The sequence below is a fragment of the Nonomuraea sp. NPDC059007 genome (assembly GCF_042740555.1).
In the GTDB taxonomy this organism is placed as follows: Bacteria; Actinomycetota; Actinomycetes; order Streptosporangiales; family Streptosporangiaceae; genus Nonomuraea.
The window spans coordinates 84355-101693 of the sequence record NZ_JBHYJD010000021.1 but is presented as its reverse complement, the minus strand read 5'-3'; the positions used below and the strand labels follow the sequence as shown (position 1 = coordinate 101693).

At 71.8% G+C, this 17339-nt stretch carries 16 protein-coding genes; 9 read left to right on the top strand and 7 right to left on the bottom strand.

Annotation, left to right across the window (positions count from 1 at the left end):
- Positions 1 to 14: 14 nt before the first annotated feature.
- Genes ACFWY5_RS31255 through ACFWY5_RS31235 form a run of 5 tightly spaced genes read right to left on the bottom strand, consistent with a single transcriptional unit; the run spans position 15 to position 6670 of the window.
- A complete protein-coding gene (locus ACFWY5_RS31255; RefSeq protein ID WP_379614127.1) occupies positions 15 to 1274 on the bottom strand; it encodes a mandelate racemase/muconate lactonizing enzyme family protein in 1260 nt (419 codons plus the stop codon).
- Positions 1271 to 3631: a DUF4838 domain-containing protein gene (locus ACFWY5_RS31250; RefSeq protein ID WP_379614125.1), complete on the bottom strand. Its 2361-nt coding sequence runs from the start codon at positions 3629 to 3631 to the stop codon at positions 1271 to 1273. Before ACFWY5_RS31250 ends, ACFWY5_RS31255 begins: the two co-directional genes overlap by 4 nt.
- A 2-nt stretch (positions 3632 to 3633) precedes the next feature.
- Positions 3634 to 4443, bottom strand: coding sequence for a carbohydrate ABC transporter permease (locus tag ACFWY5_RS31245; RefSeq protein ID WP_379614123.1), 810 nt, complete (start codon positions 4441 to 4443; stop codon positions 3634 to 3636).
- A gap of 14 nt (positions 4444 to 4457) precedes the next feature.
- Positions 4458 to 5408: a carbohydrate ABC transporter permease gene (locus tag ACFWY5_RS31240; protein WP_379614121.1), complete on the bottom strand. Its 951-nt coding sequence runs from the start codon at positions 5406 to 5408 to the stop codon at positions 4458 to 4460.
- Entirely contained in the window at positions 5405 to 6670 is a 1266-nt protein-coding gene (locus tag ACFWY5_RS31235; RefSeq protein WP_379614119.1) for an ABC transporter substrate-binding protein, read from the bottom strand. The genes ACFWY5_RS31240 and ACFWY5_RS31235 overlap by 4 nt, the downstream gene beginning before the upstream one ends.
- Positions 6671 to 6829: 159 nt before the next feature.
- Here ACFWY5_RS31235 and ACFWY5_RS31230 point away from each other — a divergent pair, with 159 nt between their 5' ends.
- Entirely contained in the window at positions 6830 to 8332 is a 1503-nt protein-coding gene (locus ACFWY5_RS31230) for a right-handed parallel beta-helix repeat-containing protein (protein ID WP_379614117.1), read from the top strand.
- Entirely contained in the window at positions 8332 to 9258 is a 927-nt protein-coding gene (locus ACFWY5_RS31225; RefSeq protein WP_379636203.1) for a hypothetical protein, read from the top strand. Before ACFWY5_RS31230 ends, ACFWY5_RS31225 begins: the two co-directional genes overlap by 1 nt.
- Positions 9259 to 9403: 145 nt before the next feature.
- Here the strand turns inward: ACFWY5_RS31225 and ACFWY5_RS31220 are convergent, their stop codons facing one another.
- Positions 9404 to 10396 carry a Gfo/Idh/MocA family protein gene (locus ACFWY5_RS31220; RefSeq protein WP_379614112.1) on the bottom strand — a complete coding sequence of 331 codons (993 nt, stop codon included), beginning with the start codon at positions 10394 to 10396 and terminating at the stop codon, positions 9404 to 9406.
- Positions 10397 to 10490: 94 nt separating this feature from the next.
- On the opposite strand from ACFWY5_RS31220, the gene ACFWY5_RS31215 reads away from it, so the two are divergent.
- Entirely contained in the window at positions 10491 to 11330 is an 840-nt protein-coding gene (locus ACFWY5_RS31215) for a Gfo/Idh/MocA family oxidoreductase (protein ID WP_379636201.1), read from the top strand.
- Here ACFWY5_RS31215 and ACFWY5_RS31210 read toward each other — a convergent pair.
- Positions 11305 to 12030 (bottom strand): alpha/beta hydrolase, encoded by a 726-nt coding sequence (locus ACFWY5_RS31210; RefSeq protein WP_379636199.1) that lies wholly within the window; start codon positions 12028 to 12030, stop codon positions 11305 to 11307. The genes ACFWY5_RS31215 and ACFWY5_RS31210 overlap by 26 nt on opposite strands.
- Positions 12031 to 12066: 36 nt before the next feature.
- Between ACFWY5_RS31210 and ACFWY5_RS31205 the strand changes: the two genes are divergently transcribed.
- Genes ACFWY5_RS31205 through ACFWY5_RS31180 form a run of 6 tightly spaced genes read left to right on the top strand, consistent with a single transcriptional unit; the run spans position 12067 to position 17307 of the window.
- Complete coding sequence (locus ACFWY5_RS31205; protein ID WP_379636197.1) at positions 12067 to 13245, top strand: enolase C-terminal domain-like protein; 1179 nt, start codon at positions 12067 to 12069, stop codon at positions 13243 to 13245.
- Positions 13246 to 13291: 46 nt separating this feature from the next.
- A complete protein-coding gene (locus ACFWY5_RS31200) occupies positions 13292 to 14134 on the top strand; it encodes an NAD(P)-dependent oxidoreductase (RefSeq protein WP_379636195.1) in 843 nt (280 codons plus the stop codon).
- Positions 14131 to 14892, top strand: a complete 762-nt coding sequence (locus tag ACFWY5_RS31195) for an amidohydrolase family protein (RefSeq protein ID WP_379636193.1) — start codon at positions 14131 to 14133, stop codon at positions 14890 to 14892. The genes ACFWY5_RS31200 and ACFWY5_RS31195 overlap by 4 nt, the downstream gene beginning before the upstream one ends.
- Complete coding sequence (locus ACFWY5_RS31190; protein WP_379636191.1) at positions 14889 to 15857, top strand: Gfo/Idh/MocA family protein; 969 nt, start codon at positions 14889 to 14891, stop codon at positions 15855 to 15857. Before ACFWY5_RS31195 ends, ACFWY5_RS31190 begins: the two co-directional genes overlap by 4 nt.
- Positions 15854 to 16603: a creatininase family protein gene (locus ACFWY5_RS31185; protein ID WP_379614098.1), complete on the top strand. Its 750-nt coding sequence runs from the start codon at positions 15854 to 15856 to the stop codon at positions 16601 to 16603. The genes ACFWY5_RS31190 and ACFWY5_RS31185 overlap by 4 nt, the downstream gene beginning before the upstream one ends.
- On the top strand, positions 16600 to 17307 hold the full coding sequence (locus ACFWY5_RS31180; RefSeq protein ID WP_379636189.1) for an NAD-dependent epimerase/dehydratase family protein: 708 nt from the start codon (positions 16600 to 16602) through the stop codon (positions 17305 to 17307). The genes ACFWY5_RS31185 and ACFWY5_RS31180 overlap by 4 nt, the downstream gene beginning before the upstream one ends.
- Positions 17308 to 17339 lie beyond the last annotated feature (32 nt).

Here is a 17339-nt window from a genome sequence, read left to right as displayed (position 1 = left end):
CGGCCTACAGCAGGTCACTCCCAGATCGGCGCCCGCTCCGCCTCCCGGTAGCGACGGTCGAACTCGGCCGTGCCGTCGTCCTCCCAGACCTCCAGGTCTGCCCCGCGCGGCTGCACCGGCAGGTTGCCCACGTACCTGCACTCCTCGAACAGCTGCTTGATCCCGGCGTAGCGGCGCACCCTGCCGTCGCCGAGGTGGAAGCCGAGCAGCTTGCGCGACGGCGACGGGGTGAACCCGTCCGGCACCCGCCAGCGCTCCAGCGCCTCCTCGTCGAACTCCACGCCCAGTCCCGGCGACTCGGGCACCCTCGCGTAGCCGCCCCTGATCTCGATGGGCGTGGTGATCAGGTCGTCGGCGTACACGTTGAGGCAGGTCACCGCGGGCCAGCGGGCTTGGGTGAGCACGGCGCCCAGGTGCAGCGTCCACGCGGTGGTCAGGCCCGGCCCGACGATCTGCAGGAACAGGTCCTTGTTGAAGGCCGCGGCCTGCAGGCCCTGCGCGATCGTCCCGGCCACGCCCGCGTTGCACGAGACGAAGCCGTCGATGGCGTCCTCGCGCATCCAGAGAGGGAACAGGGCCTTGTTGTAGTGCTCGGCCAGCGGCCGGTCGACGCGGGCGCGCAGCGCCTTCTGCCCGGCCACGTCCGACTGGAGCACCGGCGACTCGTAGACCCCGACGCGCGGGCTGCGGTCGAGCTCGCGCAGCACCTCGACCGCCTCGCCGGGCGTGCGCAGCATGCCGTTCCAGTCGAGGTCGAGGACGTAGGTGGCGGGCGTGACGGCGGAGATGGCGGCCACCTGCTCATGGACGTCGAACCACGGCCTGGCCTTGAGCTTGTGCGCCAGGTAGCCCTCGGCCAGCGCGTCCTTGGCCTCCTCCGCCAGCACCCGGGCCGGCATCTTGGTGCTCCACCAGGCCAGCGGGCACCACTGGCGGACCATCGGCTGGCCGAGCAACTGGTACACCGGGACGCCCAGGGCCTTGCCCGCCACGTCGTAGAGGGCCATCTGGAGACCGGCGCCGAGCGAGTCGTCGCCCATCAGCTCGGCGGGGTGACGGTCGAGGACCCGGGCCACGGACGCGTCGGTGGTCCTGGCCCAGGTGTAGTGGGGCAGGCTCTCGCCGTACCCGATGAGGCCGGGGGAGTTCGTGCGGACCCGCACCACCTCCACGACGGCGAACTCGGAGACGAGGATCTCGTTCCACGGCCGCGAGCGCTCCCTGAACGGCACCCGCAGGGTGACGCGCTCGACGGCGGTGACGCGCAGGCTCACGGAGCCTCCTTGGCGATGTTGAGCAGGGAGATGTCGTCGAAGTCCACCGTGACCTCGGCGGCGCTGTCCACCAGGAAGATGAGCTCGACCATGCCGACGGCGATGTTGCGCGCCTTGTCGGGGATCTCGCAGTCGAGCCGCAGCGGCGTCCAGGTGTCGTTGGCGCGCAGGCTGATCACGGGGGAGCGCACGGAGCTGCTCGGGATGGGAGTGCCCGCGGCGTCGCACAGGTCGAGCGCGAGCTGCACCGACGCCGAGGTGCCCGCCGGGGCCCGGTAGGAGGCGGTGAACCTGGCCAGGCCTGGTGTGACGGCGATCTTCTGGCACGGCCCGCCCCAACCCTTGCCGCTCACCCGCAGCACGGCCTGGTCCGGCGGGCGGGAGACGGCCCTGGTGCCGTTGGAGCGGGGCAGCAGTGTCCACGGGGGCAGGCCGGAGGTGAGGTCCGGGTTGCCGACGAGGTTGGGCGCGGGCAGGCCGCGCAGCACGAGCGCGGCGTAGGGGTTGGCCGCCGACAGGCTCCTGGCCAGGTCGGTGACCGGGCCGCCGGTGGGCTCGTGGGCGCGGATGTAGGCCACGACGCTCCAGTACTCGCCGGCGTTCCAGCCCGTCCAGACCAGGTTGGGGTGGGAGGCGGGGTTCATCTGCAGTACCAGCACCGGGTCGGTGGCGAACTCCTTGATCAGCGCCAGCCGCCGCGCCGCCTGTTCCAGGCGGCGCTGATGCGCGTCCGCGCCGCTCTGGAGCATCGCGAGCGCCGCCTCCTGCGTCGCGGGCGGGGTGACCGCGCGCGGGTAGCTGAGCGCCGAGGCCTCGTAGAACTCGTACGCGCGCCGCAGCACCGTCGCCCTGGCCCGCTGCGGCGCCGTGGCCGCCCGCGCCACCACCGAGTCGAGCAGGGTACGGCTGCGCGTCATGTCGCCGTCCTGGACCAGCTCAAGATAGTGCGGCAGGTTGAAGGTCTGGTAGGTGGCGTTCGGCAGGAACCACGCCGAGCCGGGCACCCGCTCGGCCCAGAACTTCTCCCATAAATCGAAATATGCCAGCAGATCCCCGGCGGCTGTCTTGCCGACCGCGCGCTCGCACCACTCCCGCTGGAGCGCCACCGGGTCGGCGTCGGCGTTCCACTGCAGCTTGGCGCTCACCCACGGCTTGGGCCCCTCGCCCCAGTTCGGGTACAGCTCGGCGTAATGGGCGACGATGCCGCGTGCCTTCGCGTAGCGCATGGTCTTGGCGTAGCGGCGGGTGAACATCCTCGGCAGCAGGTACGGCGCGCCGTACAGGTAGTCGTAGAACCCGAGCTGCGAGCTGACCGCCAGCCACCGGTCGGTCAGCGCGTGCCCGGCCGACTCGACGGCCGGGTCGGTCCAGGCGTAGCGGTCCTGCGTGAGAAAGGGCACCACCTGCCGGTGCAGCTTGAACGACGGCGGCGTCTCCAGCTTGCGGTAGGCCAGCAGCCCGAACCGCTTGCCGGGACGCTCCAGCAGCACCCGGCGCACGACCTCGTTGACCCAGGCGTAGTAGGCGGGCACCGGATCGGCCTCGGCGAAGCCCTCTCCGTCGTTGACCCCGAGCGAGTACGAGCTCGCGCCGGGGTTGGCGGTGAAGTACTCCAGGATTCCGGTGACGGCGGCGTCGATCGTGCCGGGGACGGTGAAGGCGGGCTGCCAGCCGGTCAGCTTGCCGGGCGGCGGGGGCTTGCCGCCCGGGTAGAACTCGGGGTTCGACACGCCGTAGCGTTCGACGGGGAAGAGCGCGTGCAGGTTGTGGTGGAAGGCGATGGGCTCGGTGGTGGTGCCCTGCATGCGGTTGCGGCGGGCCCAGAGCTGCTGCGGCGGGTAGCGGGTGTCGCGCAGCGGGCTGAAGGAACGCATGGCGAAGGACGGCTGCTGGCAGAGCGCGACCGCGGGCACCTCCAGGGTGGACAGGGCCGGAACGTCGTCGCCGTCGGGGCCCGGCATCAGCCAGCGCACCCCGGCGTAGCGCTCCAGGAACTCGCGCACGCCGTTGGCGGTGCCGGCCGGGCTCGGTCCCACCACGGTGAGGCTGCCCTGGTAGGGCCGGATCAGGAAACCGTCCCTGTCCAGCTTGGCCAGCAGGCCGGGCACGGCGGGGTCGGGGCCGGGCGAGCCCACATGGACGGGCGTCAGGCCGGGCGCCGCGGTCCTGGGCAGGCGCACGCCGGTGGCGCGCTCGACGTAGGCGACCAGCTCGGCGGCGGCCTCCTCCGCGTCCGGCGGGGCGATGACCGCGGCCATCGCCCTGCCGGAACGCACGATCGGCAGGCCCGCCTTGGGGCGGATCCACGGGGTGGCGGCGACGGCCCCGGCGAGGCCGAACAACTGGCGGCGTTTCATGATCACTTCCCGTATCCGGCGGCGATGCCCTCGATGAGGCGGCTGCTCATCCACAGGTAGAGCAGCAGTAGGGGGATGACGACGATGCAGATCCCGGCGAACAGCACCGACCAGCGGGCGCCGGTGTACTGCATGGTCTGGATGAAGTTCAGCAACGTCAGCGAGATCGTCTTCTTCTCCTGAAGGAACGACAGGGCGAAGAACGTCTCGCCCCAGTCGCCGATGGCCTGCAGGATGAACAGCGCCAGCAGTCCCGACCTGGTCAGCGGCAGCATGATCCGCCAGTACGTGCGGTACGGGCCGGAGCCGTCCAGCGCCGCGGCCTCCTCCAGCTCGCGGGGGAGCGAGGAGAAGAAGGCGGTCAGGAAGAAGACGGCGAACGGCAGGTTGGTGGCGATGTAGACGATCAGCAGGCCGCCGAGCGAGTCGATCAGCCCGACCCGGTCGAGGCCCAGGTAGATCGGGATCATGATGGCCGGGGCGGGGATGCCGAGACCCAGCGCGAAGAAGATGGTGACCGGGCCGGACAGCCGCCAGCGGAAGCGGGCCAGCACGTACGCGGCGGGCGCGGCCAGCACGATCGTGCCGAGCCCGCTGCCGATCACCAGCAGCAGCGAGTTGACGACGCCGTCGCCGAAGGCGGCCGAGGTCCAGGCCTCGCCGTAGTTGCCCCACTGCGGGGAGGCGGGCAGACCCCAGGGGTCCTGGACCACCTCCCGCGTGGTCTTCAGCGACGACAGGGCCATCCAGGCCACGACGAACAGGTCGAACAACGCCAGCGACCAGGCCAGCGGCATGGCGAGGAGTCTCATGTGACCTCCTTGCGTCAGTAGGTGGCCTGCTCGCGGCGGCCCATGACCCGCCGGACCAGGATGGTGAGCACGACCGTGAGCAGCATGGTCAGGACGGCGGCAGCCGAGGCGATGCCGTACCTGGGGACGCCGTCGGAGGGGAAGGCGCCGGCGTAGGCGTAGACGGAGAACGTCCACAGGCCGGTCGGCGGCAGGCTGCCGGTCGCGCCCGCGAAGACCAGCACGAACTCGAACGTCTTCAGCGCGCCGATCGCCCACAGCACCGCGCAGACGCCGATGACGTCCCACATCAACGGCAGCGTGATGTGCCAGAAGCGCGTGAGCGGACCGGCGCCGTCGAGCTCGGCGGCCTCGTAGAAGTAGCGGGGGATGCGGTCGGCCGCGGCCATGAAGATGACCGTGTACGTGCCCGCGGCCAGCCAGGTCATCCCGGCCATGACCGTGGTGAACATGTTCTCCGGCGCCAGCCACAGCGGCGGCTCGGCCACCCCGAGCGACTTCAGCACCGAGTTGGCCAGCCCGTCGGGGTCCAGCAGGAAGCCCCACAGGATCGCGATCACCAGTCCGGGCACCAGGCTCGGAAAGAAGATCACCGCCCGCACGAACTTCCTGCCGACCATGTCCTGCAGCAGCATGGTCAGCGTGAACGCGATGACGAAGACCGCCGCGCCCACCAGCACCAGGATCTTCATGGTGTTGGCGAAGGAGGTGCCGAAGACGGGGTCGGCGACCATCTCACGGTAGTTGGCCAGACCCGCCCACTCCATGGCGCCGACCCCGGCCCACTCGTTGAAGCTGATCCAGACCGTGATCACGCTCGGCACGATCATCACCAGCGCGTAGACCAGCAAAGCGGGCAGCAGGAACGGGCCGATCATCCGCCGCCGCGCGGCCTCGAACGGGCTGCCGCCACGCCGTGATCGGGGAGCGGCCTCGACCGGAGGCCGCTCCAGGACCGCGGTCATCCTTTGGACTTCCAGTAGGCGGCCGACTGCTCGGCCATCTGCTTGGTGAAGTCGGCGGCGCCGATCTTGCCGAACAGGAGCTGGTCGCTGAGCGGCAGCAGGACCTTGGTGTTGAAGTCGCCCATGTCCAGGACGTCGGCCTTGTTGATCTCGCCGCTGTCGAGGGCGGCCTTCAGGTCGGCCACCTGCGGCGCGGCGGGCACGTCCTTGCGCACCGACATCTCCAGCGCCACCCCGGCCACCTTGTCCTGGTACTTCTTCTGCAGGAAGAAGGCCAGGAATTTCTTGGCCGCGTCAGGGTTGGCCGCCTTGACCGGGATGCCGAAGCCGGTGGTGGTGACGTTCATCGTGGGCGCCTTGCCCTCGACCGACGGGAAGCGGAACGCCCGGAACTCCAGGCCGGGCTTGGCGTACGGCGCGACCTCCTTGGGCAGGTAGGTGCCCTGGTAGAGGAAGTCGGACTCGCCGTTGGCCCACTTCTGCTGCATGGCGGGGAACTTGGCGGCGTTGAAGCCGTCGGGGAAGTAGCCGCCCTTGGCCAGCGCCTCCACCATCTGGGCCGCCTTGAGCACCTCGGGCTTGAGCCAGCCCTGGCCGCTCTTGTCGGGGGCCAGCGCGTGCCAGCCCTCGTCGCCCATGATCGCGCGGGCGAAGTGCTCCAGGTAGCGCATGTTGTAGTTGGGGATGCTGCCGTCCTGGCCGAGCGGCCTGCGGCCCTGGGCCTTGCGCTCGTCGAGGACCTTCACGAACTCCTCCCAGGTCTTGGGCGTGGTGGGGAAGTCCTTGCCGTTGTAGAACCACCCGTACGTGGAGACCTGGTACGGGAGCTGGGCCAGCACGCCCTGCGACGAGGTGGCCATGCGCTTGTAGGCGTCTCCGACGGTCTGCCCGACCGTGGCCTGCTCGCCCTGGATCGTGGCCGCGTACACGTCGGACAGGTCGAGCGCGCCCTTGGCGGCGGCGAACTGGCGGGTCAGCTCCCTGTTGTTGCCCTCGATCAGGTCGGCGGGCACGTTGGCGGTGTTCAGGCTGGGCAGGAACGACTTCATCGCGGTGCGGCCCTTCCACTGCACCCTGACCTTGACGCCGGTGGCCTTCTCGAAGTCCTTGAACGCCTCGGCGAGCACCTTCTGGTTCGGCTCGCCTTCCGACCACATGCTCCAGACGCGCAGTTCCGCCGCCTTCTCGCCGCTTCCTCCGGAGCCGCAGGCGGTGGCGGCCAGGGGGAGGGCGAGCAGGCTCGCAGCGATTCTTAACCTCATGTTTCTTGCCTCTCGCCAAGTAAGACATAGGACAGACCATCGTGTGTGCTCACGGTACAGCGCAATGCTGGTGGGTCAATAGCCCACTTGACGGACATGTCGCCGAGGCATACATTCCGCTCAATCTTCCGTCCTAGGTCCTACTTGAAAGGACTTATCGTGACTTCAACGGATCGACGGCGTGTGCTGGGGTTGCTGGGAGTGTCGGCGGCGGCGGTGGTCCCGCTGGCCGCGAGCCCTGCTCAGGCCCAGACCCGGTTCAAGGAGAACGACCTCAACCTCTACCCCGCCGCCGCGTTCGGCGCGGTGGGCAACGGCACCACCGACGACTCCGCGGCGTTACAACGCGCGATCGACGCCGCCTCCGCCGCCGGAGGCGGGTCGGTGCACCTCGGCGCGGGCAAGCGCTACCTGCTCGGCGCCCCTCTGCGGCTCAAGAACGGGGTGAGCCTGCGGTCGGAGCGGACCAGGGCCACGCTCGTGCTCTCCGCGGGATACGGCCAGAACCACGTGATCGAAGGGAGCGGGCTGTCCGTCGTGGGCCTGCTGAACCTGGCGATCCTCTGCGACGACCGGGCCTCACTGACGCGGGCCGTACATCTGACGGGCTGCACGGACGTGCTGATCGAGAACGTGCACCTGGAGGGACTCAAGGCCGGCTCGTACGAACCCCTGCCCGGCACCGCCTCCACCGCGCTGCTGCGCCTGACCGGCTGCCACCGCGTCCACGTCGGCGGCTGCCGGATCAGCAAGGCCTACGTCGGGATCAACGTCAACGGCAACGGAACCAACATCACGGTCGACGACTGCGACTTCCAGGACGTCACCCAGTTCGGCCTGCACGTGCTCGGCAACACCGAGTCGCACACCGAATACCTCACCGTCAGCCGCAACCGCCTCGAACGCATCGGCGGCAAGCCCGGCCAGGTCGGCTATCCGATCTACATCACCTGCGGCGGCAACAACCCGGCCGCGCACAAACACCGCTTCGTCCGCGCGATGGACAACCTGGTCATCGGCAACAAGCTCGCCTACGGCCAGGGCGGCAACGCCGACCTGCTCGCCGTCTACGACATCTTCGACGGCGTCTTCGAGCGCAACACGCTCTTCTACGGCGGCGACGCCGGCCTGTCCACCGACCGCTGCAGAAAGCTGGTCATCTCCGACAACATCGTCGGCCACTGCAACACCGTCGGCATCAACGTCTGGCAGTCCAACGACGTCACCGTCACCGGCAACGTCGTCTACAACAACCACCAGAACTACGGCGGCGGCCTCAGCAACGAGCCGCGCGGCGGCATCAGGACCTACGCCCGCACCGGCTTCAAGGCCGAGAACGTGGTCATCAGCGGCAACCGCAGCTTCGACGACCAGGAGGTCAAGACCCAGGACTACGGCATCTTCATCCACGCCAGGACCCGCGGCGTGGACATCGGCGCCAACACGCTCACCGGCAACAAGGAGGGCATGTTCCGCACCGGCACGCAGGAGGACATCAGCTACTCCTTCACAGTGACCCGCACCGCCGCGCCCACCGAGGGCTGGTGGGAGAAGGGCATGGTCGTCCAGAACCGCAACCCCGCCGCCGGTCAGCCGTTCGGCTGGGTGTGCACCGTCTCCGGCAAGCCCGGCACCTGGCTGCCCCTGCCGGGTCCGGCCTGATGGAGCGCCGCGCCCTGTTCGGCGGCACCGCCGCCCTGGCCGCGAGCGGGCTCGTGCTCGCCGCCCCCGGTGACACCGCGGGCCTCTACGTGGAACGGCTCGGCCCCCGGCAGCTCATGGTCTGGACCCGCGAACCCGGCCACCTGTGGATCCGCTACGACCTGCGCCACTTCACCGACACCACCAAACGCATGGACGCCTGGCGCATCCAGGAGATCACCGCCGTCCGGCAGGCGGGCCCGCCTCCTGCCACGGCCGAGGGCATCCAGCTCGCCACGGCCGCCGCCTACCCGTACGCCATCAAACCGGCCGGCGCGCCCGACCACTTCGGCGGCCTGCACGGCGACGAGCTCCTGCGGAGCCTGCTCTTCCTCGTGGACGGCCGCGCCGCCGTCCCGTCCGGCATCCTCCGGGCGGGGGAGTTCGAGCTGGCCCAGGACACCCAGGTGCTCGATCCGGCCGTCGAGGCGCCGACGGTCCTCGGCGACATGAACGTGCGCCACGTCTTCACCGCCGCGGGGCTGCGGCTCCGGTGGGTGCTGCGCTGGCGGGCCGCGCGGGCCATCGAGTACGCCTACGGCGCCATGCTCCCGGCGGTCAGGGCCGACGGGGTCACCACCCGGTTCCGCTACCTGGACCAGGCGATCGAGCACAAGATCGGCACGGCGGGGCACCGGGCGCCGCCGGCCGACAGCTACGGCGCGGAGCTGTACAACACCGTCAACGGGGCGACGATGTCGGTCGAGGTCGAGCCCGGTTTCTTCAACGGCTACGCGCAGTCGGACGGGCGCGGGGTCTGGGTCTACGACGGCGACAAGTACAACAAGGTCTACCCGACCAGGGTCAGCAAGCCGGGCAGCGAGCAGGTGGCGCCTGGGGACATCTGGCGGCTGGACGCGGTCTACCGCTTCCGCTACCCGGAATGACCGCTTCTGTAGGTGACCGGGGCGGGAGGGGGATGCGGTATTTTCTCCCTCCCGCCCCGGTTTTCCCTGCCTTTAGCGGCCTCGGAAGGCAGGGAAATCTGGCCGGACCTCAGGCGGGCCCGAGGTCTGGGCGGGGTTTCGTGGGTCAGGCGGGCTTGATGGGGGCGCCGCCGTTGCGGGCGGACTCGTACACGGCCAGGACCAGTGCGAGCGCGGCCCGGCCGTCGGCCGAGGTGACCTCGGGGGCGCGCCCCTCGGCGGCAGCGGCGATGAAGTCGGTGAGCTGGGCGCGGTGCGACTCAGGACCCAGGCGGGCGGGGGCGTTCCGCGCCCGGTCCTCCTCGCCCACCCGGAAGCTGGTCGGCACCTCGTTGTCCACGATCGCGTGCCCGGCGTCGCCATGGACCGAGACGCGCACGCTGGCCCCGCCGTACGCGGCGGTGCTGGCGAAGACGCGGCCGAGCGCGCCGTTCGCGAACCGGATGGCGGCCACGACCGTGTCCTCGACCTCGATGTTCTCATGCGCGAGCAGCCCCGAGTAGGCGCTGACCGACTCCACCGGCCCGAGCAGGGCCAGCAGCAGGTCCACGACGTGCACGCCCTGGTTCATGAGCGCGCCGCCGCCGTCCATCGCCCAGGTGCCGCGCCAGCCGCCCGAGTCGTAGTACGACTGGGGACGCCACAGCGTGACCTCGGCCGTCCCGGAGGTCAGCCGGCCCAGTTCGCCGCGGTCGACGGCCGCCTTCACCGCGCGGAAGGACGGCTCGAAGCGGCGCTGGCTGATCACGGTCACGCTCTTGCCGCTCTCGCGCTCGGCCGCGATGATCCGGTCGGCCGCGGCCAGCGAGATGTCGATCGGCTTCTCGACGACCACGTGCTTGCCCGCCTTCAGCGCGGGCACCGCCGCGTCCGCGTGCAGGCCGCTGGGCAGGCAGATCACCACGGCGTCCACGTCGTCGCGGGCGTAGAGCTCCTGGGTCGAGCCGAGTGCCGCGCAGCCGTGCTTTCCGGCGAGCTCCCTCGCCCGCGCCAGGTCGTTGTCGGCGACGGCGACGAGCTCCGCCGTTCCTGCCATGTCCGCGATGAGCCTGGCGTGCAAGCCGCCGATGACTCCGCTCCCGACGATCCCGAACCGCACGGACCACCTCCACGTCGTAACTTATGACCTAGGACTCTAGATGTCTTCCGGGAAATAGGTCAATATGCCGGTATAACGAGAGAAGGAGTGCACCATGAGGCTCGGACTGATCGGGCTCGACAACACCCACGCCGACCACGCCATCCGCCACCTCAACACCGAGCGCGCCCTGGGCGACGTCCGCATCGTGGCTCTTTGCGGAGGTACGGCGGAGCGCACCGCCCAGCTCTCCGGCCAGGGCGGCGTCGAGTTCGGCGTGGACCGGCCCGAGGACCTGATCGGCCGGATCGACGCGGCCATCGTCATGGACAGGGACGGCGACCTGCACAGACCTCACGCCGAACCCCTGCTCAAGGCGGGCGTGCCGGTCTTCGTGGACAAGCCGCTGGCCGGGACTTCGGCCGACGCCGAGGCGATCCTGGCCGCGGCCAGGACGGGCGGCGTACCCGTGACCTCCTCCAGTGCGCTGCGCTGGGCGGTGGAGGCGATGCGCGATCGGCTGGAGGCGCTCGGGCCGATCCGCTCTGTGGTCGCCACCGGCCCCGTGCAGCGCGAGAGCCCGTACGGCGGAGTGGCCTTCTACGGCGTGCACGTCGTGGAGATGGCCCTGCACCTGCTGCCCCCGCCCGAGGACGAGCCGCGGATCTCGGTGCTGCCCGGCGGGGTGCTGGCCGTGGCGCGAGCGGGCGCCGCTCACGCCGTGCTCAACCTGGTCGAGCGCGACGCCGGCGGCGCGGTCCCCTTCGCCGTCCAGGTGACGGGCGCCCGAGGGGTCCTCGCCGAGCAGCTCTCGCTGGGCAAGGACTACACGCTGCCCGCGCTGCGGCTGTTCGCCGAGATGGTGCAGAGCGGAAAGCCGCCTTTGGACGAGGCGGCCCTGCTGGCGCCGGTCCGGATGCTGGAGGCGCTCACCCGCGCAGTACCTCCGCGATGAACACGTCGATCTCGGCCTGCGCCCGCCCGCTGTCCTTGCTGCCCGGCTCGTAGAAGAAGCCGTGCTCGGCGCCCGGCAGCAGCACCACGCGCGCGCCGGGGAGCGTCGCGGCCAGTTCGCGCACGTGCTCGTGCGGGAAGAAGCGCTCCTTGCCGACCACGATGAACAGCATGGGCGGCGCGGTCGCCGGGTCGGCGTGGTGCGCGGGCGAGGCGGCGGCGTAGTCGCCGTCGGCCAGGTGCTCGACGGCCGCGCGGATCTCGGGGTCCATTCCCGGCCAGGGCCGCAGGCTCGCGCCCGGCCCGTTGACGCTGACGCACCCGGCGGGCTCCAGGCCGTTGGGCGACAGCGACAGCAGCGTGGCCAGGTGGGCGCCGGCCGAGCTGCCGACCAGGAAGACCGGCAGCTCGTCGAGCCCGCGCTCGTCCAGGTGGGTCTGGAGGCGCCGGTACCCGTCGGTGACGTCCTCCAGCAGCGCGGGCAGCCGCTCGCCCACCCGGTAGCCGAGCGAGGCGCTGATGACGCCCCGCGCCCCGGCCCGCCGCATCTGCCGGTGCCACTGGGCGGCCTCGCCCGCGCGCCAGCCGCCGCCGTGCACGAAGCACAGCGCGTAGGGTGCGTGCGCGGCCGGCGGGTGCAGCAGGTCGAGCCGGCGGCGCGGGTGCGGCGGGCCGTCGTACGGCAGGACACGAATGCTCATGGCTAGATCCTAGGTCCTAAGTTTGGAGGACGGCAGATGACGGATGTGCGCATCAGACAGGCCGGTGCCGACTTCAGGGAGGTGATCCTCGACCACCCCCTCAGGCTGGCCGGCGCCACGGTCGACCGGTTCACGCTCGCGGTGGTGACGGCCGAGGTGGAGGCCGTGGACGGGCGCCTGGCCGAGGGGAGCGGCGCGAGCGTGCTGTCGGTCCCGTGGGCCTGGCCGCGTTCGCCGCTGAGCTGGCACGCGCGCGATCAGACGTTGCGCGACATGGTCACCGGCCTGTGCGCGGACGCCGGGTCCGTTTCGGGCGACCCGCTGGAGATCTGCGCCGACCTGGAGGCGCGCCTGTCCGGGCCGCGCGGGGTGCCGAGGCTGGCGGCGTCGCTGGTGCTCGGGGCCGTGGACAACGCGGTGCACGACGGCTGGGCCCGCGCGGCCGGCCGCCCGGCCGCCGAGCTGTACCCGGAGGCGCTGGCCGACGCCCGGCTGTCGGCCCTGCTGAAGGAGGGGCTCGGCGAGCCCAGGACCCGCCTGCCCGTCCAGCACGTGGTAGGCGTAGGCGACTCACTCGACGAGGTACGCGTCTGGCTCGAACGCGACGGCATCCGGCACGTCAAGGTCAAGGTCGCCGGCCAGGACCCCCAGGCCGACGCCGCCCGGATCACCGCGATCCACGCCCTGCTCGGCCCCGGCGCAAGTGTCTCCGTGGACCCGAACGAGGGCTGCCGGAGCGCCGCCGACGCCGCCGAGATGCTGGACGCCCTGCCGTCCGGGGTCCTAGCCGACGTGGCCTACCTGGAGCAGCCCGTACCCAGGGACGCGCCCCCGGACCCTGACGGCATGCGGGAACTGGCCCGCCGCATCCCCGTCCTGGCCGACGAGTCGCTGGCCGGCGTCGCCGACCTCGACCGGCTCGCGGCGGGCGGCTGGAGCGGCGTGGTCGTCAAGGCCGCCAAGGGCCAGAGCCTCGCCCTGCGCAGCTGGGCCTACGCGAGAGAGAACGGCCTGGCCGTGATGATCCAGGACCTCACCGCCGTGGACCTGGCCCTCGCGCACTCGGCCCGGCTGGCCGCGACGCTGCCGTGGTCGTGGCCGCCGTTCGAGTGCAACAGCAGGCAGTACGCCCCGCGGGCCAACGACGGCCTGGCGTTCATGGCGGTCCAGGACGGGCAGATCACCCTGGAGTCCCCGCGCCCCGGCCTGAAATAGGACCTAGGTCTTTTCTTTCGGCCGATGTCCGCTTAGAGTCGGGGCCGTGCGAGTGGCATGGATAGGCACCGGACTGATGGGCGAGCCGATGGCACGACGCGTGCTGGAGGCGGGCCATCGGGTCACGGTCTTCAACAGGACACCGGCCAGGACAGCGGACCTGGCCTCCAGGGGAGCCGACGTCGCCGGGTCGGTCGCCGCGGCCGTGGCGGGCAGCGAGGTGGTGGTCACGATGCTGCCCTACCCGGCCGACGTCGAGCGGGTCTACGGCGAGGTCTTCGAGCACGCGGGCGCGGACCTGGTCGCCGTGGACTGCTCCACCTCCGCGCCGGCGCTGGCGCGGGACCTGGCCGAGCGGGGCGCGGCGCGTGGCGTCGCCGTCCTGGACGCGCCGGTCAGCGGCGGCCCCGCCGGAGCCCAGGCGGGCACCCTGTCGGTGATGGTCGGCGGCGACGCCACGGCCCTGGAGCGGATCGGGCCGGTGCTCGCGGCCGTCGCCGGCACCGTGGTGCACCACGGCGGGCCGGGCGCCGGGCAACTGGCCAAGCTGGTCAACCAGACGCTGGTGGCCGGGGTGACGCTGGCCGCCTGCGAGGCGTACGCGCTGGCCGGGCACGGCGGGCTCGACATCGAGAAGGTCCTGGCCTCCGTACGGCCGGGCGTCGCCGGTTCACCTCTGCTGGACTTCCTGTGGGGCAAGCTGCGCGCGGGCGACCTGGAGCCGGGCTTCAAGCTCGACCACTTCATCAAGGACCTCACGCTGGCCGGCGAGGCCGGGGGCGGGCTGGAACTGTCCGGACTGGCCAACGTGATCGAGGTGGCCGAGCGGGTCAGAGCCGTTCACGGCGGCGACCGGGGCACGCAGGCGCTGATCAAGGCGGCCGAATGATCATCGACTCGCACGTGCACGTCGGCACCTGGAAGTACCCCGAAATTTCGGCCTACCTCCCGCAGTTGGCCGACGTCGACGCCGCCGTCCTTGTCCAGTTCGTCGGCAACACCGACAACTCCTACCTGCTGCGCTGCGCCGAGGCCCACCCCGGCAGGTTCGCGGTCGTCGCCATGGTCGACACCGAGACGCACGGCGCGCCCGAGCACGTCGCCCGCCTGGTCGCGTCCCCCCACGTCAAGGGCGTGCGGCTGTGGGCGGCCACCCGCTCACCCGGCCCCGACCCCTACGCGCTGTGGCGCGCCATCGCCGCCGCCGGGCTCGTGGCAAGCGTGCGCGGCCCGCTCGCCGACATCGCGGACCCGGCCTTCGCCACGCTGCTCGACGAGGTGCCCGGCCTCACGGTACGCCTGGAGCACCTCGGCTTCACCACCTACCCCGACGCCGATCCCGCCCACTTCAGAAACTTCCTGGCGCTGGCCGAACGCCCACTCGTCCACACCATGTGGGCGGGCTTCCACGCCAACAGCGGCCGGCCGTACCCGCACCCCGACGCCGACCCCTTCCTGCGCGAGGCGGTCGCCGCCTACGGCGCCCGGCGCGTCACCTGGAGCGGCGACTGGAACCGGCCCGACCCCGCGCCCGGCGACTACAAGTCCGCGATCAACCACGTGCTGGAGCGTCCCTACCTCACCGACGAGGACAAGCGCTGGATCCTCGGCGGCGCCTCCGCCGCGCTGTTCGGCATGGGCGGATGACGCCCCGCCTGGGCATCGTCGGCCCCGGCGCCATCGCGGAGCGGCACGCCGCCGCGCTCACCGCGGCCGGCGCCGACCTGGCCGCCGTCGCCGGTCCCGACCGCGGGCAGACTGACGCGTTCGCCGCGCGCTTCGGGATCAAGCAGGTGTACGGCACCGCCGGCGACCTCTACGCCCACCCCGGTCTCGACGCGGTCGTCATCGCCACCCCGCACGCCCACCACACCGCCCAGACCCTGGCCGCGCTCGACGCCGGACTGCACGTGCTGTGCGAGATCCCGCTGGCCCTGAGCCTGGCCGGGGCCGAGGCGGTGGCCGAGCGGGCGCGCGCCACCGGCAGGCTGGTCGCGGTGGCGCACACGCTGCGGTTCTGCCGGCCGTACCAGCGTGTGCGGGAGGAGATCGAGCGGGGCGCGCTGACCGTCACGCACATCGTGGCGCGCACGCTGATGCTGCGCCAGGACGACAGCGGAATGGACGGACGGCCGCGCGACTGGACCGACGACGTGCTCTGGCACCACGGCGCGCACACCGTGGACGCGGCCCTGTGGCTGCTCGGCGCCCAGCGGGCAGACGAGCAAGGCACCGGCGAAGAGCCATGGCGGGCCGACGTGCGCGGCGTGCGCGGCGAGCCGTGGCGGGGCGGGCCGCCCATGGACGCCGGAGCGGTCCTGCGAACGCCCGGCGGCGCGCTGGCCACAATCGCGCTGTCCTACCACTCGCGGCTGCCCGCCCGCGAGCTGACGATCATCGGCGAAGAACGCACCCTGCACCTGTCCGGCGGCCTGCTGCGCGAGCACGACGGCACGGTCCTGCTCGACTGCGGCGACCGGATGGAAGCCGACGGCCTGGCCCGCCAGGACGCCGACTTCCTCGACGCGATCACCCTCGGACGGCCGCCCGGCTGCTCCGCGGCCGACATCCTGCCCGCGACGCGGGTGCTGCACGAGTGGGGAGCACGATGAACGAACTGGCCGCCATGGTCGCCGAGGAGGCCGCGCTGGCGCTGCGCACGGCCAGGCTGGCGCTGCTGCCGATCGGGGCGACCGAGCAGCACGGCAGGCACCTGACACTGGAGACCGACTTCGCCATCGCCGCCGCGTTCGCCCGCAGGCTCGCCGCCGACCTCGGTCCTGACGCGGTGCTGTGTCCCGGCGTGCCGTACGGGCTGTCGGAGCACCACCTGGGGTTCCCCGGCACGATGACGTTGCGCCCGGAGACGTTGCTGGCCCTGCTGCGCGACCTGGCCGAGTCGCTGGCCGAGGCGGGCGTGCGCAAGGTCCTCGTGGTCAACGGCCACGGCGGCAACGTCGACGCCGTACGGCTGGCCGCCCGCGTCCTGCGCCGCGACCACCAGGTGACGATGGCCCACGTCATGTGGGCGGGCCTGGCCGGCGACGTCATCGCCGAACTCATGGGCAGCGAGCGCTACGGCCACGCCTGCGAAGGCGAGACCTCCGTGGCCATGGTGCTCGCGCCGCACCTCGTACGCGCCGACCGGATCGGCCCGCCCGCCGACCCGCTGCCCGTCCTCCCGCACGCCGCCCCGCCCGCGCCGAGGGTGGATCTCGCGCTCGCCTACCACCGCCTGTCGGCCACGGGCGCGCTGGGCGACGCCAGGCTGGCCACGCCCGAGATGGGGCACAAGATCGTCGACACCGCCTACGGCCGGGCGCTGGAGTTCGCCCGCGCCTTCGCCGAGGAGGAATGATGCGCGTCCTGGTCGCCGGAGGCTCCGGGGCGGTCGGCGCGCTGGTGCTGCCCGCCCTGGCCGCCCACCACACGGTGCGCGTCATGGACCTGCGCCCGCCCGCCGAGCCCGTCGGATACGTGGAGTTCGTCGAGGGCAGCGTCACCGACCCGGCCGCGCTGAAGCGGGCGGCCGACGGCCAGGACGCCCTCCTCTACCTGGCCATGGGCAGGAAGACGGGCTGGCGCGACGGCCTCGAATGGGCGCGTACCCACTTCACCGTCAGCGTGACCGGCCTGTACCTGACCATCGAGGCCTGCGCGGCGGCCGGCGTCCGGCACGTCGTCTATGCCAGCAGCATGTCCGTCTTCGCCGGATACCAGTCCCGCGACTACAGCACGGACCCCGAGCCCGACAACACCGACGCCTACGGCCTCAGCAAGCGCCTGGGCGAGCAGGTGTGCGCCGCCGCCGTCACCGCCCATGGCCTGACCGCGACCGCGTTGCGCCTGGTCGGGCCGATGAACGACGACGAGTGGCTGGCACCGGACGTCTCCCCGGTGATGACGGCGGGCAGCGACGTGGCCGCCGCCTTCCTGGCCGCCCTGGACCACCCGCGGCCCGCCTTCGCCGCGTACACGATCACCGGCGACCACGAACGCCGGATCCTCGACTGGACACCGGCCGAACGCGACCTCGGCTGGAGCCCCCGAGCCCGCCGGTGACCGGTCCGTGGCGTCCCCTATATCCTGTGAGC

Coding starts and splice junctions, on each gene's coding strand:
- ACFWY5_RS31250 (WP_379614125.1), bottom strand. CDS start 3,631: ATGAAACGCCGCCAGTTGTTCGGCCTCGCCGGGGCCGTCGCCGCCACC.
- ACFWY5_RS31245 (WP_379614123.1), bottom strand. CDS start 4,443: ATGAGACTCCTCGCCATGCCGCTGGCCTGGTCGCTGGCGTTGTTCGAC.
- ACFWY5_RS31240 (WP_379614121.1), bottom strand. CDS start 5,408: ATGACCGCGGTCCTGGAGCGGCCTCCGGTCGAGGCCGCTCCCCGATCA.
- ACFWY5_RS31235 (WP_379614119.1), bottom strand. CDS start 6,670: ATGAGGTTAAGAATCGCTGCGAGCCTGCTCGCCCTCCCCCTGGCCGCC.
- ACFWY5_RS31225 (WP_379636203.1), top strand. CDS start 8,332: ATGGAGCGCCGCGCCCTGTTCGGCGGCACCGCCGCCCTGGCCGCGAGC.
- ACFWY5_RS31215 (WP_379636201.1), top strand. CDS start 10,491: ATGAGGCTCGGACTGATCGGGCTCGACAACACCCACGCCGACCACGCC.
- ACFWY5_RS31210 (WP_379636199.1), bottom strand. CDS start 12,030: ATGAGCATTCGTGTCCTGCCGTACGACGGCCCGCCGCACCCGCGCCGC.
- ACFWY5_RS31205 (WP_379636197.1), top strand. CDS start 12,067: ATGACGGATGTGCGCATCAGACAGGCCGGTGCCGACTTCAGGGAGGTG.
- ACFWY5_RS31195 (WP_379636193.1), top strand. CDS start 14,131: ATGATCATCGACTCGCACGTGCACGTCGGCACCTGGAAGTACCCCGAA.
- ACFWY5_RS31190 (WP_379636191.1), top strand. CDS start 14,889: ATGACGCCCCGCCTGGGCATCGTCGGCCCCGGCGCCATCGCGGAGCGG.
- ACFWY5_RS31185 (WP_379614098.1), top strand. CDS start 15,854: ATGAACGAACTGGCCGCCATGGTCGCCGAGGAGGCCGCGCTGGCGCTG.
- ACFWY5_RS31180 (WP_379636189.1), top strand. CDS start 16,600: ATGATGCGCGTCCTGGTCGCCGGAGGCTCCGGGGCGGTCGGCGCGCTG.